The organism is Ruegeria sp. AF5 (assembly GCF_056541905.1).
In genome coordinates this window covers 54,740-70,037 of sequence record NZ_JBQFYZ010000009.1, presented here as the reverse complement: position 1 = coordinate 70,037, position 15,298 = coordinate 54,740, and the positions used below count along the sequence as shown (strand labels likewise).

General features: G+C 56.4%; 14 protein-coding genes. 6 read left to right on the top strand and 8 right to left on the bottom strand.

Going from position 1 to position 15,298, the window contains the following annotated elements:
* Window positions 1–3 precede the first annotated feature (3 nt).
* The 3 genes from ACR0DS_RS13800 to ACR0DS_RS13790 all read left to right on the top strand — a co-directional run bounded on the left by ACR0DS_RS13800 (window position 4) and on the right by ACR0DS_RS13790 (window position 4,339).
* On the top strand, window positions 4–648 hold the full coding sequence (locus ACR0DS_RS13800; RefSeq protein ID WP_480559762.1) for a phosphoribosylanthranilate isomerase: 645 nt from the start codon (window positions 4–6) through the stop codon (window positions 646–648).
* 98 nt (window positions 649–746) lie between these two features.
* Window positions 747–1,994 carry a tryptophan synthase subunit beta gene (gene trpB / locus ACR0DS_RS13795; protein WP_480559760.1) on the top strand — a complete coding sequence of 416 codons (1,248 nt, stop codon included), beginning with the start codon at window positions 747–749 and terminating at the stop codon, window positions 1,992–1,994.
* A 689-nt stretch (window positions 1,995–2,683) separates the two neighbouring features.
* Complete coding sequence (locus ACR0DS_RS13790) at window positions 2,684–4,339, top strand: Ig-like domain-containing protein (RefSeq protein WP_480616765.1); 1,656 nt, start codon at window positions 2,684–2,686, stop codon at window positions 4,337–4,339.
* A 27-nt stretch (window positions 4,340–4,366) separates the two neighbouring features.
* Here ACR0DS_RS13790 and ACR0DS_RS13785 read toward each other — a convergent pair whose 3' ends face one another.
* From ACR0DS_RS13785 to ACR0DS_RS13755, 7 genes are all read right to left on the bottom strand, one after another.
* Complete coding sequence (locus ACR0DS_RS13785) at window positions 4,367–4,741, bottom strand: DUF2237 family protein (RefSeq protein WP_480488252.1); 375 nt, start codon at window positions 4,739–4,741, stop codon at window positions 4,367–4,369.
* 9 nt (window positions 4,742–4,750) lie between these two features.
* The gene (locus tag ACR0DS_RS13780; protein WP_480559756.1) at window positions 4,751–5,914 is read right to left on the bottom strand and encodes a serine hydrolase domain-containing protein; all 1,164 of its coding nucleotides are present in this window, start codon (window positions 5,912–5,914) and stop codon (window positions 4,751–4,753) included.
* A gap of 83 nt (window positions 5,915–5,997) precedes the next feature.
* Entirely contained in the window at window positions 5,998–6,678 is a 681-nt protein-coding gene (gene pth / locus ACR0DS_RS13775; protein WP_480559754.1) for an aminoacyl-tRNA hydrolase, read from the bottom strand.
* Window positions 6,679–6,821: 143 nt separating this feature from the next.
* Entirely contained in the window at window positions 6,822–7,469 is a 648-nt protein-coding gene (locus ACR0DS_RS13770) for a 50S ribosomal protein L25/general stress protein Ctc (protein WP_267366092.1), read from the bottom strand.
* Window positions 7,470–7,716: 247 nt separating this feature from the next.
* Window positions 7,717–8,883 carry an alpha-hydroxy acid oxidase gene (locus tag ACR0DS_RS13765; RefSeq protein WP_480473777.1) on the bottom strand — a complete coding sequence of 389 codons (1,167 nt, stop codon included), beginning with the start codon at window positions 8,881–8,883 and terminating at the stop codon, window positions 7,717–7,719.
* A 145-nt stretch (window positions 8,884–9,028) separates the two neighbouring features.
* The gene (gene trpA, locus ACR0DS_RS13760) at window positions 9,029–9,820 is read right to left on the bottom strand and encodes a tryptophan synthase subunit alpha (protein WP_480559752.1); all 792 of its coding nucleotides are present in this window, start codon (window positions 9,818–9,820) and stop codon (window positions 9,029–9,031) included.
* A 101-nt stretch (window positions 9,821–9,921) separates the two neighbouring features.
* Window positions 9,922–10,410 carry an acyloxyacyl hydrolase gene (locus ACR0DS_RS13755; RefSeq protein ID WP_480559750.1) on the bottom strand — a complete coding sequence of 163 codons (489 nt, stop codon included), beginning with the start codon at window positions 10,408–10,410 and terminating at the stop codon, window positions 9,922–9,924.
* Window positions 10,411–10,610: 200 nt separating this feature from the next.
* Here ACR0DS_RS13755 and ychF point away from each other — a divergent pair, with 200 nt between their 5' ends.
* Complete coding sequence (gene ychF / locus ACR0DS_RS13750) at window positions 10,611–11,708, top strand: redox-regulated ATPase YchF (RefSeq protein ID WP_480484005.1); 1,098 nt, start codon at window positions 10,611–10,613, stop codon at window positions 11,706–11,708.
* A 95-nt stretch (window positions 11,709–11,803) separates the two neighbouring features.
* On the opposite strand, the gene ACR0DS_RS13745 is transcribed toward ychF, so the two are convergent.
* Complete coding sequence (locus tag ACR0DS_RS13745; protein WP_480559747.1) at window positions 11,804–12,394, bottom strand: hypothetical protein; 591 nt, start codon at window positions 12,392–12,394, stop codon at window positions 11,804–11,806.
* A gap of 228 nt (window positions 12,395–12,622) precedes the next feature.
* Between ACR0DS_RS13745 and ACR0DS_RS13740 the strand changes: the two genes are divergently transcribed.
* Window positions 12,623–13,504: a LysR family transcriptional regulator gene (locus ACR0DS_RS13740; protein ID WP_480538605.1), complete on the top strand. Its 882-nt coding sequence runs from the start codon at window positions 12,623–12,625 to the stop codon at window positions 13,502–13,504.
* Between the two features lie 85 nt (window positions 13,505–13,589).
* A complete protein-coding gene (locus tag ACR0DS_RS13735; RefSeq protein WP_480559745.1) occupies window positions 13,590–15,293 on the top strand; it encodes an NAD(P)H-dependent oxidoreductase subunit E in 1,704 nt (567 codons plus the stop codon).
* Window positions 15,294–15,298: the final 5 nt, after the last annotated feature.

Here is a 15,298-nt window from a genome sequence, read left to right as displayed (position 1 = left end):
CTTATGTCGACCGTTGTGTCCGTCAAGATCTGCGGTTTGACCGCCCCAGAACATGTGCGCGCTGCGGTTGAAGCTGGCGCGCGCTATGTCGGGTTCAACTTCTTTCCCAAATCGCCCCGTTACGCACCGATACCGCAAGCCGCGGCGTTGGCCGCCGAAGTACCAGTCGGCGTCGCCAAGGTCGCTCTGGCCGTGAATTTCTCGGACGCGCAGCTTGATGAGATTGTCGCGGGGGTTCCGCTGGATATGTTGCAGCTTCACGGCGGAGAGAGCCCCGAGCGTGTGGCAGAGATCAAGCAGCGCTATGGCCTGCCCGTCATCAAGGCGATCGGTGTTGCCGAGGCCGAGGATTTGGCTGCGATTGATCTGTATTCCGAAGTTGCAGACCAGCTTCTGATCGATGCAAAGCCGCCGAAGAATTCGGAACTTCCCGGCGGCAACGGTCTTCCTTTTGACTGGCGGCTGCTGGCAGGTCGAAAATATTGGCGCAGGCCGTGGATGTTGTCCGGTGGTCTGAACCCAGACAATGTCGCTGAGGCGATCCGCATGACGGGTGCGCGGCAAGTCGATGTGGCGTCGGGTGTTGAAAGCGCGCCGGGCGTAAAGGACGCTGGACTGATACAGGCATTTATCGACGCGACACGCTGATTTTGTTTGCCGCTGCCAGGGGGCGACATGGTGCGTTTTGCCATGGCAAATCCCGCGACGACCACCTATGAAAGTCAGGTACGACGAGGGAGACACCCATGGCCAACGATCTTTTCAATTCCTTCATGTCCGGCCCTGACGAGCAAGGGCGCTTTGGCATATTCGGCGGGCGTTTTGTCAGCGAAACGCTGATGCCGCTGATCCTGTCACTGGAAGAGGAATACAACAAAGCCAAGGATGATCCGACCTTCTGGGCCGAGATGGATGATCTGTGGGCCAACTATGTGGGCCGCCCCTCACCTCTGTATTTCGCGGAACGCCTGACCGAGCATCTGGGCGGGGCGAAGATCTATCTGAAACGCGATGAGCTGAACCACACCGGCGCACACAAGATCAACAACGTGCTGGGCCAGATCATTCTGGCGCGCCGCATGGGCAAGACCCGGATCATTGCCGAGACCGGGGCAGGGCAGCACGGTGTGGCCACAGCCACGGTCTGTGCGAAATTTGGTTTGAAATGCATCGTTTATATGGGTGCCCACGACGTGCAACGTCAGGCGCCGAACGTGTTTCGTATGCGCTTGCTTGGGGCCGAAGTGATCCCGGTCACTTCGGGTCGCGGTACGCTGAAGGACGCGATGAATGACGCGCTGCGTGACTGGGTGACCAATGTGCGCGATACGTTCTACTGCATCGGCACAGTGGCCGGTCCGCACCCATACCCGGCGATGGTGCGTGATTTCCAGTCGATCATCGGCAAGGAAGCCAAAGAGCAGATGATGAAGGCCGAAGGCCGTCTGCCGGATACGATCATTGCGGCTATCGGCGGTGGCTCGAACGCGATGGGCCTGTTCTATCCTTTCCTTGATGACAAGGACGTCAATATCATCGGCGTTGAAGCCGGCGGTAAAGGTGTAAACGAAAAGATGGAGCATTGTGCCTCGCTGACAGGCGGTCGTCCGGGCGTTCTGCATGGCAACCGCACCTATCTGTTGCAGGATGATGACGGGCAGATTCTGGAAGGCTACTCGATCTCGGCCGGTCTGGACTATCCGGGTATCGGGCCCGAACATTCCTGGTTGCATGAGGTTGGTCGCGCGACTTACGTCTCGATTACCGACAAGGAAGCGCTTGAGGCATTCCAGCTGTGCTGTGCCACAGAGGGTATCATTCCGGCGCTGGAACCCAGCCACGCTCTGGCGCATGTCATGAAGATCGCGCCCGAGTTGCCCAAGGACCACCTGATCTGCATGAACATGTGTGGACGCGGTGACAAGGATGTTCAGACCGTCGCAAAATACCTGAACTTCGATATGTCTGACACCGAGGGTCGCACTGTCGGTTGATTTCGAACCGGAGCCACATGCCCCGGTTTACAGTCTCGATCAATCAAGCTGCCGGGAAAACCCGTCGGTCCACCCGTGATTGTAGCGCCGGTCCGAAATGGTCTTCGGATCTAATTGCTGTTTTGCGGAGCGCAGATGGATTGTTGCTCCTACCCGGCGTGTCATCCGGTTTTGTCATCGTATGCTCGCCGTCGCAAGCGATCCTTTTGGACCCGCCGGAGCCCGGCCAAAGAATCGCCCACAAGCGATATCGCCCTGTTCCACTTGCGCCCGAAGGTTTCCAAATGGTGGTCAGTGCGGCAAGTGGAGCCACACTGTTGTAAAATTGCTGAAATTTCAGCGATTATGTCCCTTCTGTCTTTGCAGACGAGTTTCCAGCGTAGCCTGCCTCAGGTTTCTTTCTCCGCGCGACGACACTGTAAATATTGGGTGTTTCAAGCCGTTTGAGATTGGGTCCAGGTCAAAACCCGGTTGTTCCAACAACACGACGTGTCCCGCACGCCCCAGTTGATTCCTGCCGCGTTCTATACAGCGTCTTCCAATTGAATTAACTTCTCATTAACCGGCGATTTGCGGTCGGTTCTGGGGATGTCTCTGCGAAGATGGGGCAAGGATGACGCTGCTTGGGATGCGATTTTAACCCCAGGCACTCTGGTGTTTGGCACCCACGCGGTGCTGTAGGAGGTAATATGGTTTGGTCCGCAATTACGAGGCTGTCGTGCCTGGGTTTTTTGGTTTCCGCGCTTTTGATGGGAAGCGTCAAAGAGGGTCTGGCGTTTGGCAACCCTTCGTTTCCGTCCCAGACAGTCGCAACACCCAACGGCGGGCAGATTTTCTTTTCTAATCTACAAGGCACTGCGACAGCGTTCATGTCGTTGGGCGGCTCGGGAGAAGGCCCGGGAGGATCGTTCTATTTCAACAATGGTGTTTTGACTCAACCTGCTATTACGCCAGCAGGATTGGCCAATCTTGGATATATTGGCGCGACTATACTCAGCCAGAACGGAGCGGACTCAACTTACGCCGCTGATGGCTATCTTGGGGTCATGTTCACCGCGCGCGAAACCGTGGGAGGGCCGCTTTACCTTTATGAGATCGCGCTGTCGGGTGTCACGAATACCCAGATTATCAACACGCGGACGCTGGCCGACACGACGCAGCCGACTGCCTCAATCGGTGCACTGACAACAATCGGCAACGGAACGTTCCAAGCGGTGATCACACTTAGTGAACCCAGCACAGATTTCACGGTGGGCGACTTGTCGGTCACCAATGCGTCCGCCACCCTGACTGGGTCCGGAACCAATTATGTCGCAACGCTGACTGCGCAAAGTAACGGTACAATTGAGCTGTTTATTCCCGCAGGCGTTTTTTCGGATGCCGCCGGGAACCTGAACCTTGCGTCCAACAGGGTCAGCACACAACAGGGTGTAACGGACACACAGCGACTGGTGCAGGCCTTTCAGAACGCCCGGGCCAACAGCCTCGTGACCAATCAGCCAGAGCTGACGCAGTTTCTTCAGCAATCAGGATCAGGTGCGCTGGACTCGTCGGTGACGCAGGGATCGGGGTATCTGAAATTTGCAAGTGATCCAACCCAACCGGTCTGGTTCAATCTGTCCGGGAACTGGAGCTCGCAAAACGATTACGACAGTTCTTATGCCTTGGCCGTGGTGGGGGCGCATGGCTGGGTGAACTCGAACCTTCTGATCGGCGCCATGCTGCAGATCGACTATGCCGAAACCGAAAACGGCCCGGCCAGCGTGGATGGCACAGGGTGGCTGGTCGGACCTTATGTCGTCGCCAAACTGCCCAGCCAGCCGGTGTTTTTCGAAGGGCGCGTTCTGTACGGTCAGGCTGATAACGATATTTCTCCACTGGGCACCTATACCGACAGTTTCGATAGTGAACGCTGGCTGATCCAGTCGCGCGTAACCGGAGAGTTCAAGCGCGGTGACCTGACGCTTATGCCGCTGCTGGATGTTAGCTATGCCAGCGACGATCAGGAGGCTTATACCGATAGTCTGGGCAACCTGATCCCACAGCAGGATTTCAGCCTGACCACTGCACGGCTGGGTATGGATTTCAGTCACCCAATCCAGGTGTCGCGTGGTCAGATGATGCTGACCGGTGGTTTGTCTGGTATCTGGAGCACAACATCTGGCACAGGCACTGTTCCTGGCGTGACACCGATAGGGGATACCGCCCGCGCTCGCGCTGATCTGGGTTTTGACTATCGGCTGGAGAACAACAGCCTTCTGGCTGCAAACCTGTTCTACGACGGTATCGGCGAAAGTGGTTTTGAAAACTACAGTGTCAGCCTGATCTGGCAAATGGCATTCTGAATCAGCCGTGCGCCCCTTATGGGGCCTTCAGGTCTTTGCCTTATTTTGAAGCAAAATGTCGAGTGGTACGATCTCAAGCGCGCGTTGATGTGTCGCCTCCAGATGAACCTGCGGTGCACATCCTTCGTCATGAGCTTGCAAAAACCGGCTGGCGCATAAACACCAGCTGTCGCCGGGGTGAAGGCCTGGAAAGTCGAATTCGGGTCGTGCCGTGCTCAGATCATTGCCGACATATTTTGAGAATGCCAGAAACTCGGCCGTCATCACGGCGCAGACGGTATGACTGCCCTGATCCTCGGGGCAGGTATTGCAGGCGCCATCCCGGAAAAACCCTGTCAAAGGGTCGCGAGAGCAAGGGGCCAGAACGCCACCCAGTACATTGATACTGTCTTGTTTCTGCATAAAGACATCTTACAGACTTTCCGCAATCTTGCGGAACATTTCGATGTTCAGGTCATTTACACCCGGTTCACGGAACAGCCTGTCTGCACCGGTGGACACAATCAGAACACCCCTGGGCTGGTTGAAATAGATGTATTGCCCATAGACGCCACGGGCCAGAAACTCTCCTTCATGCGCGCCGCGGGGAATCCACCATTGATACCCGTACCCGATCTCTCCTTGTGCGGTCGGTGCGCTGGGTTGGGTGGCTTCGAAAATCCATTCGGCAGGAACCAGTTGTTTTCCATTCGCGATGCCGTCCTGCAGGATCATTTGTCCGAACCGGGCGAAATCACGTGTGGTAAAGTTAAGGCCCCCCAAAACAAATGCGACCCCTGCACCATCAGTGATGTAGTATCCGTCCCGCTCCAGCCCCAAAGGTTGAAGGATCTTTTCCGTCAGAAGGTCCGCCACGTTCCGCCCGGTCGCACCGCGTATAACCATGCCCAGAACATGGGTGTCGATCGACACGTATTGCCAGGTTTCACCCGGCGTCGCAAAGCTGTCTTGCAGCGAGGCTGCGAAATCGTCCAGCTCACCACCCAGGGCAACCACACGCCCCATCCGATTGATGTCGGAATTTGGGTCGAGGTAATCTTCATCAAACGTCACGCCGCTTGCCATGTTCAGCACGTTGCGGATCGACGCGGTTTCATACGCGCTGTCTTTCAGTTTTGGCGCATATTTGACGACCGGGTCATCCAACGACCCGATTGCCCCCTCTTGCAGCAGGATACCGAAAAGCGCCGAAAGATAGCTTTTGGCGACCGACCAGGAAATCCTCCGGTCATCCGGCCCGGTGCCAAGATAATATTCCTCGAACCTGACTTTGCCGTTCTGCATAACCAGCAACGACGTGACCGCGCGTTCATCGATCCAACTGTCGGTTCCCTCCGGCAGCTCGAACCCTTCGCCATAAGGCAGGTCCCAGGTTGGCGCGTCGCCACGCGGCAGGTTCACGGTCAGAAAAGCCTCTTCCATGTGCGAGAAATTGTGAACGATCTTCTCTTCCGAAAATAACGAGTTCACGGCCAAAAGGCGCTGAAACTCTTCGCGCTTCCACAGCCCGACGGCAGTGGCGGCCAGAACCAGCGCCAGTACGATGCGCAGCACCCACTTCAAGATGGATTTCATCGCATTGCCTCCCTAGTTGAGCGGTATTGGAACGCGGGAGATCACATTCCGCAACCTCTACGTAACGGAAAGAGGCAGAGGTGCTACTTGAATTTGTCCAAAAGCTTCTGCATCGCCGACCGGTTGTCGCCCGCGGCGTCGGGTGCGGCTGTTGAAGCTGTGTCGGCTTTTGGTGCGGCGGTCTTTGATGATCGCGGCGGGGCAGTGCGCAATGCAACTGCATTCATGAACTTGCCGCCCTCGTCCTGAGCCAGATAAGCAGCCCCGTCCGAGACACCCCGAAGAACGTCGTCCAGCCAGCTGGTTTCGGATTTCGCAAAATCACTGAGCACGTACCCCGAAACCATTTCCTTGCGGCCCGGATGCCCGATCCCAAGGCGTACACGGTCATAGGCCGCCCCGATATGCTCATGGATCGAGCGCAGACCGTTATGCCCGGCGTGCCCGCCCCCTGCCTTGACGCGCAATTTGCCCGGGGCAAGGTCCAATTCGTCATGAAATACAACAACGTCAGTGGATTCCAGCTTGTAAAACCGCATCGCCTCACCCACGGATTGACCCGAACGGTTCATGTAGGTCTGCGGTTTCAACAGCAGGACTTTCTCGGTGCCAAGCCGACCTTCCGAAATCTCGGCCTGAAACTTCGATTTCCAGGGACCAAACCCGTGATCTTCTGCGATCCGGTCCAGGGCCATGAACCCGATATTGTGCCGGTTCCGGGCATATTTCTGGCCCGGGTTTCCCAATCCAACAAACAGCTTCATGTTTCCGTTTTGCCTCTGTAGCTCCAAAGCCATTTCATGCCCGGAAATCGTCAGGAAATCCAGTCAGGCCTGATTATTGGACCCGCAAAAAAAAACGGGGCTCACCCGAGCCCCGCTTCAAAGTCGGAAACATTGTTCCAGACTTATTCTTCTTCTTTTCCGACAACTTCGACTTCATCGGCTGCAACTTCACCATCTTCATCGTCGTCGCTGGTGGACAGACCAGTCGGCGCCGAGATGTTGGCAATCACAAAGTCACGGTCGATGGTTGGCTTGGTGCCCTCAGGCAGTTCAACCGACGAAATGGTCACAACGTCATTGATGTTCAGACCGGTCAGATCAACGGTGATCTTTTCAGGAATGTCACCGGCGGTGCACATCAGTTCGACTTCCGGGCGGACAACGGTCAGAACGCCACCCTTTTTGATGCCAGGGGCCGCACCTTCATTGATGAACTCAACGGGGATGAACAACGCGATCTTGGTGGTCCGGCGCAGGCGCATCAAGTCCAGATGGGTCGGCAGGTCTTTGACGACATCACGCTGAACGTCGCGGCAGATGACGCGGACGTCATCGTGGCCTTCAACTTTCAGGTTCCACAAGGTCGACTTGAACCGGCCCGCTTTCAGGCGCTTGAACAAGACGTTGAACGGGATCTGGATTGGCAACGGTTCTTTGTCGCCACCAAATACGATGCCCGGAACCATGCCGTCGCGGCGTGCTTGACGAGCGGCGCCCTTGCCTGTCCCCGTCCGTTCCAGAGCTACGAGATCAGGAATCTCACCAGCCATGATATATTCTCCAATGTTAGGGCGGGCATCCTCCAAGGCTGTATACCCGCGTGAAGCCGCGTCCTTAGCTTGATTCACCCGATTTGGAAAGAGGTATTTCTTGCCGTGCCGTTCGGCTGGGTTCTATCGCCTGTCCTGGAGTATTATCGGGTGGACGATTGAAGGATCCCCAGCTTCATCTGGCCAAAAATATCCTGGGGGAGGCGCCCGGAACGGGCGTCGGGGGCAGAGCCCCCTGATTGACCGGTTACGCTTGCCAGCGACCCCCGAAGTTTTCAGGTATCAGCAGATTGTGACGCCCCAACGCAGCCACATTTTTCTCACCACAAAGCGCCATTGTCGTATCAAGCTCCCTCTGGATCAGCTCAAGCGCCGTGGTGACACCTTTCTGACCCATGGCACCCAGACCATACACAAACGCGCGGCCAACATAGGTCCCTTTTGCCCCAAGCGCCAAGGCTTTGAGCACGTCTTGCCCGGACCGGATGCCGCTGTCCAGATGCACCTCGATATCGCCACCGACCGCATCCATGATCTCGGGCAGGACACGAATTGAGCTTAGCGCGCCGTCAAGTTGACGCCCACCATGGTTTGACACGACAATCGCATCGGCACCCAGCTTGGCGGCCATCCTTGCGTCCTCCGCATCAAGGATGCCCTTGAGGATCACTTTCCCGCCCCATTGCTCCATCAGTTTTTCAACCTTGGACCAGTCCAGGCTGGGGTCGAACTGTTCTGCGGTCCAGGCCCCCAATGACGATGCGTCCGAAATACCATGCACATGCCCCACGATGTTGCCGAACTCGCGACGCTGGGCCCGCAGCATTTCAATGCCCCAGGCCCATTTGGTCATCAGGTTGGCGATGGTTTTTGCCGTCAGTTTGGGCGGGGCCGACAGACCGTTTTTCAGGTCCTTGTGCCGTTGGCCCAGAATTTGCAGGTCGAGCGTGATCACCAGTGCGGAACATCTGGCATCTTTTGCCCGCTGGATCAGGCGGTTGATGTAGTCCGTGTCTTTCATTGTATAAAGCTGGAACCAGAATGGCTTGTCGGTATACCCGGCCACATCTTCGATCGAGTTGATGGACATGGTGGACAGCGTAAAGGGTACACCAAATTCTTCGGCGGCTTTGGCGGCCTTCATCTCTCCGTCTGCATGTTGCATCCCCGTCAACCCGACCGGGGCAAGCGCCACGGGCATTGAAACGTCTTCGCCAATCATTTGCGAAGATGTCGACCGACCGGACATGTCGACCGCAACCCTTTGGCGAAGGCGTATTTTTTCAAAATCGGTCGTGTTTTCGCGAAAAGTCTGTTCTGTCCAGCTGCCGCTTTCGGCGTAGTCATAGAACATACGGGGCACGCGGCGTTCATATATGCGTTTGAGGTCTTCGATATTGGTGATCACAGGCATGAAAACAGGGCTCCGTGTACATTGGTTAGTTTTCTTTACCAATTCATTCCCAAGGCTGCAATGTCTTGGCGTCACAGTGAAGGGTCACAAAAAACCCGCCGCGGTATCCGCGACGGGTCACAATTCTCGTATGTTGGCTGCGAAATCAGGCGCTGTGCGCGCCATCCGAAAGAGATTTTACAAAGGTCAGCACGTCGGTCACAGGTTTACCAGCGCCGATCTGGCTGACGATCGCTGACCCGACCACCGCGCCGTCCGACACCGAGGCAATATTGCGCGATTTCTCGGGCGTGTTGATCCCGAACCCCACGATTACCGGCAGATCGGTCGCGGCCTTGATGCGGGCAACCTCGGGGCCAACATCGGTTGCTTCTGCCTCGGCTGCGCCAGTGATCCCGGTGATCGAGACATAATAAACAAAGCCCGAAGTGTTTTGCAGAACACGTGGCAGGCGTTTGTCATCCGTGGTCGGGGTCGCCAGGCGAATAAAATTCAGACCCGCCGCTTGCGCGGGCAGGCAGAGTTCTGCGTCCTCCTCGGGGGGAAGGTCCACCACGATCAACCCGTCAATACCAGCTGCTTTTGCATCGGCCAGAAACGCATCGACACCCCGGCTGTAGATCGGGTTGTAATACCCCATCAGGACAATGGGGGTTGTATCGTCCGTTTCCCGAAAGGTTCGTGCCAGATCCAATGTGCGTTGCAAGGTCATGCCCTGCTCAAGCGCACGTTGGCCCGCGGCCTGAATTGTCGGGCCGTCGGCCATCGGGTCAGTAAAGGGCAAGCCCAGCTCGATAACATCCACGCCAGCACCAGGCAGGCCTTTGACCACTTCAAGCGAAATGTCATAGTCGGGATCTCCGGCCATGACATAGGCGACAAAGGCTTTTTTTCCTTCGGCTTTCAGGGCGGCGAACTTGGCGTCGATACGGGTCATCGGATGTCCTTGCACTCGGGTTTCGACCTGATGTGCAGAAACTTTGACCGAAAATCAATCCCGCCCAGACAGGAATGGATCAGAAGCCCAGATGATATGGATCAGAAGCCCAGATGATAGCGTACCAGCAGGGCATTCACGCCCGGGTTCTCGTCATTGGTACTGGCGTTGGATTTATGGGTTAGCGCGACAGACACGCTGTTGCCATTGTTCAGGTTATAGCCAAGTCCCAAAAGGCTGCGAATCTGGAAATCGCCCCCAAGATCATTCAGGTCGTTGCTGGCATTATAGTAGCCGGGCATAACACTGCCTTCCAAAAACCAGCGATCACTCAGCGCATACTGCCCGATCAAACCCGCGCCGATATGCGTGTCACCATCTTCATTTACAGTTAGGGCCGCACCCCAACCGGCGCGAAACCGCGTCGCCTGATGAAATGGCGTGTGGTGGTATTCGATCGAGATCAGACCCTGATCTTCGGATGTGTCTTCAGAATAGTCCGCGTATCCGGCACCAAAAACAACGGTTTGGGCCTGGGCTGACGCGCAGGCCGTTGCCGCCAGTACGGTTGCAAGAAAAAAGTGTTTCATCTGTGTCCGCCAACAAAAAGTGATCGTGCGCTATTAACTGGTATTCGTAGCCGTCGTTTTTCAATTTCGGCAAGAACACAATTTTCAAACGATTTTGTGATGTGGCGAAATGGACTCGGCAAAGGTGCCGCCAGCAATCCCTTGCGCATTCAGGCGGACCTGCATAGAAGCTGCGATCGTATTCTATGCAGGAGGCCGTGATGGGCTTTAAAATGGGAATCGTGGGTCTGCCGAATGTCGGCAAGTCGACCCTGTTCAATGCGCTGACCAAAACCGCTGCTGCGCAGGCCGCGAACTTCCCGTTCTGCACCATTGAGCCCAATGTCGGGGATGTTGCGGTTCCCGACGCCCGCCTCGACAGGCTGGCAGCGATTGCGTCCTCAAAACAGATCATCCCCACGCGGATGACTTTTGTGGATATCGCGGGTCTGGTGAAAGGCGCGTCAAAGGGCGAAGGGCTGGGCAACCAGTTTCTGGCGAATATTCGCGAAACGGATGCGATTGCCCATGTGCTGCGCTGTTTCGAAGACGGTGACGTGACACATGTCGACGGGCGTGTTGATCCGGTTGCGGACGCTGAAACGATCGAAACCGAACTGATGCTGGCCGATTTGGAAAGCATCGAAAAGCGCCGGGCCAATCTGGTGCGCAAGCTGAAGGGCAACGACAAAGAGGCGCAACAGCAAGATCGCCTGTTGGCCGAGGCGCAGGCCATGCTGGAAAACGGCAAGCCCGCACGTCTGGTCGAAGTCAGAGACGAGGACGCCAAGGCATGGAAGATGTTGCAACTGCTGACAACCAAACCGGTTCTCTACGTCTGCAACGTGTCCGAGGAAGACGCCGCACAAGGCAACGAATTCTCTGCCCGCGTGGCCGAAATGGCCGCCGCGCAGGGCAATGCCCATGTCATCATCAGCGCCAAGATCGAAGAAGAGATCAGCCTGCTGGATGAGGACGAAGCCCAGATGTTCCTTGAGGAGATGGGTCTGGAAGAGCCCGGCCTCGACCGTCTGATCCGCGCAGGTTACGATCTGCTGAAGCTGGAAACCTATTTCACCGTCGGCCCGAAAGAGGCCCGCGCCTGGACCATCCGCACCGGCACCGCTGCACCGCAAGCAGCAGGTGTGATCCATGGCGATTTCGAAAAGGGTTTTATCCGCGCCGAGACCATCGCCTTTGACGACTATGTCGCTGCCAATGGTGAGCAGGGCGCGAAAGAGGCGGGTAAGATGCGGGCAGAGGGTAAGGGCTATATCGTCAAGGACGGCGACGTGATGCATTTCTTGTTTAATACGTGATTCACGGTCTTATTTGTGGATGGTTGTTTGAAGTGTTTTGAGGTGGGCGCTGTAACGTCTGCGGCGTCGCACCAATTGCCATTCGTAATTTGGTATCATCCTCTAACTGGATACCCACAGAGTGTTTCGCCGAAGCTTTTGAAGGGGAAAAAGCGGAACTCTTCGTAGCCAATGCTGTGTTTTGCTTCGTCTGAATTTGGATGATAACGGAAGGCACCAAGGTATTTCATATCCTTGAAAAAGATTGAAGCAGGTGGGGCGACACCAGCGGTTGGCCCTACTTCATTACAACTCCAATCATCATTGCGCAGTCGTGCGTCCACTTCTTCCTGATGGTTGAAGATGCGGACGCTTGGCCCATCTAAAATCTTCATCATCCATACACTGTTCACTACGATAACAGTGCCGTCATCGTGCAGGTATAAATTAACCTCGCGGCCCAAATCGGCCACGAGCCATTCGTAGGCGCAAGAGAAGGGGGTGTCGTCACACATGACCAAGCGGCGTTCATACTCAGTAAAGAGTGATCGAAAAAGCGTGGGAACCTGCACGCGTACAGTCAAGCCGTCAGGGAACTCAAATGCATGCTTGTAGGGCTCATCTGCAGCCGCTGCTCGTAAGTTGACGGTTATAGAAACAGTGAAGATAAAGCAAAAAAATAGGAAAGTTCTAAATGGTTTGCTCATCAGCTGTTCCGGTTTCTGGCGCTTTGATCTTTAAGGACAAATGACATTTCATCTTTTGTGTGACAACGGTTTTGAATGTTGAGTTTCACTGACAATTCAGAGGTGTCGTTGGATAGTAACAAGTGTAAGCTCTTCTGGCTTATTACGCGCGCCATGTAACGCCTGCTTTCCTTCCCAATCGAAGTCTCGCTAAGGTATGGATCGACCAGCTGTCGGAGACAATAATAAATGATCGAAATCCGCGACCTTCAACTCCTCAGCGCCTTGGCGCGGCATCGGCATTTTGCCAAGGCGGCCGAGGAGTGCGGGATTTCACAGCCCGCGTTTTCGATGCGCATCCGCAATCTTGAGGACCGGTTAGGTGTCTCGATCGTCCGTCGCGCCAACCGCTTTCAAGGGCTGACCGAAGAGGGCGAGATGATCGTCCAGCGGGCGCGGCGTATTCTGGACGACACCAAGGCGCTGGAACAGCAGGTGCTGGCCGCCAAGGGTGAGATTACGGGCACACTGATCCTCGGCGTGATCCCGACCGCAATCGCCTTCACGGGACGGTTGGTCAAAAGGCTGCGTGACGCGCATCCTCGTATCGTCACACGCATTGAAACCATGTCTGCCACCGCAATTCAGCACCGGCTGGACGAAGGCAGCCTTGATGCCGGGGTGACTTATGGTGACAGCATCGGCACGGACTTCCGGCAGGTTCAGCCTCTTTACGAGGAAACCTATGTGTTGTTGGTGCCCACGAATCTGACGGACCAAAGCGGCCCGATTCCGTGGGCGCAGGTCGCAGAATTTCCGCTCAGCCTTTTGGAGCCGCAGATGCAGAACCGGCGTATTCTGGACCGGGTGTTTGCCGAACAGGGGCTGCACCCCGATATCGTTGCCGAAACCAGCGGTTTCACGGCTTCGATGGTCATGGTGCGGGAGGGGCTGGCGGCGACGGTTGTTCCTCGGGTTCTGGTACGTGCGCTGGGCGATTTGAAGGGAACGAAAGTGTTGCCGCTGATCGAACCTGTTGTCAGCAAACCGATTTGTCTGGCGACCCTCAGCCGCGACCCCGAGTTGCCGACGGTCAAGGCTTTGCGGGATGTGGTGACCTCTTTGCGGTGATAAGGTGTCGTTATCGTGCGATTGCCAAAAGCGATTTGACGATATGTTTGCCTGATGAGAGACGGAACCTCAATCGGAGGGCATCATGGCACCATTAGATACCAAGCCATCAGGCACACCCAAGGGCGTCTGGAAGTCAGGTAAAGGCAAGGGGCGGCACACACCCAAGGGCCGTCAGTTCACGGATGAGGCGCAGGCTGAAATCACACGCCTGCTGGGCGATCGCCCGCGCCGCCGTGATCTGTTGATCGAATTCCTGCATTTGATTCAGGACGAACACGGCCATATCAGCGCCGACCATATCGCGGCATTGGCCGTCGAGATGCGGATCGGTCAGGCCGAGATCTACGAGACCGCGACTTTCTATGCCCATTTCGATGTGGTGAAAGAAGGCGAGACGCCTCCTCCCGCTTTGACCATACGGGTTTGTGATTCCCTCTCTTGCGAAATGGCTGGTGCCCAGCAGTTACAGAAGGCGTTGGAAGACGGTTTGGACCCTGCCGAAGTTCGCGTCGTTCGCGCGCCCTGCATGGGGCGTTGCGATACCGCTCCGGTATTGGAGATTGGCCACAATCACATTGATCATGCGACCCCCGAAAAGGTGCAGTCGGCGATTGCAGCAGGGGACACCCATGCGCATCTGCCCGACTATGAGACCTTCACGGCCTATGAGGCCGAAGGCGGTTACGCCAAGCTTATAGAGCTGCGCGACGGCGGTGATTGGGAACAGGTGCAAGAAGACGTCCTGTCCTCGGGCCTGCGTGGTCTGGGCGGCGCTGGCTTCCCGTCGGGCAAGAAATGGGGCTTTGTTCGCATGAACGAAGGCCCGCGCTATTTGGCTGTCAACGGCGACGAGGGTGAACCCGGCACGTTCAAAGACCGCTATTACCTGGAGCGCACACCGCATGTCTTCCTTGAAGGAATGCTGATCGCTGCATGGGCGGTCGAGGCCGAGACCTGTTTCATTTACATGCGCGACGAATACCCGGCAGTGCTGGGTATTCTGCGTCGTGAGATTGCGGCATTGGAAGATGCCGGTATCGTCGCAAAGGGTTACATCGACCTGCGCCGGGGTGCTGGCGCTTATATCTGCGGTGAAGAATCCGCGATGATCGAATCGATCGAGGGCAAGAAGGGCCTGCCACGCCACCGTCCTCCGTTCGTGGCGCAGGTTGGGGTCTTTAACCGTCCGACCTTGGTGCACAATGTCGAGACGCTGTATTGGGTCTCAAAAATCTGCCGCGAAGGGCCGCAGATTCTGAACTCTGTTGAAAAGAACGGCCGCAAGGGCCTGCGCAGCTATTCGGTCTCGGGGCGTGTGGCGAAGCCAGGCGTTTACCTGCTGCCCGCAGGTTCGACCATTCTTGATGTGATTGATGCCGCCGGCGGCATGGCTGATGGCCATGTGTTCAAGGCGTATCAACCGGGCGGGCCGTCGTCTGGTCTTCTCCCCTCAAGCATTGACGACGTCCCGCTCGACTTCGACACGCTTCAGCCGCTTGGCACCTTCATCGGGTCTGCCGCCGTTGTGGTTCTGTCCGATCAGGACACCGCCCGCGATGCCGCGCTTAACATGCTGCGGTTCTTTGAGGATGAAAGCTGTGGTCAGTGCACACCCTGCCGGGCAGGCTGCGAAAAGGCGGTCAAGCTGATGCAGGCCGACAAGTGGGACACCGATCTGTTGGAGGATCTGTGTCAGGTCATGGGCGATGCCTCGATCTGCGGTCTGGGGCAGGCGGCCCCGAATCCGATCCGCCTGGTCATGAAACATTTCGCTGACGAAATCTGAGGGAG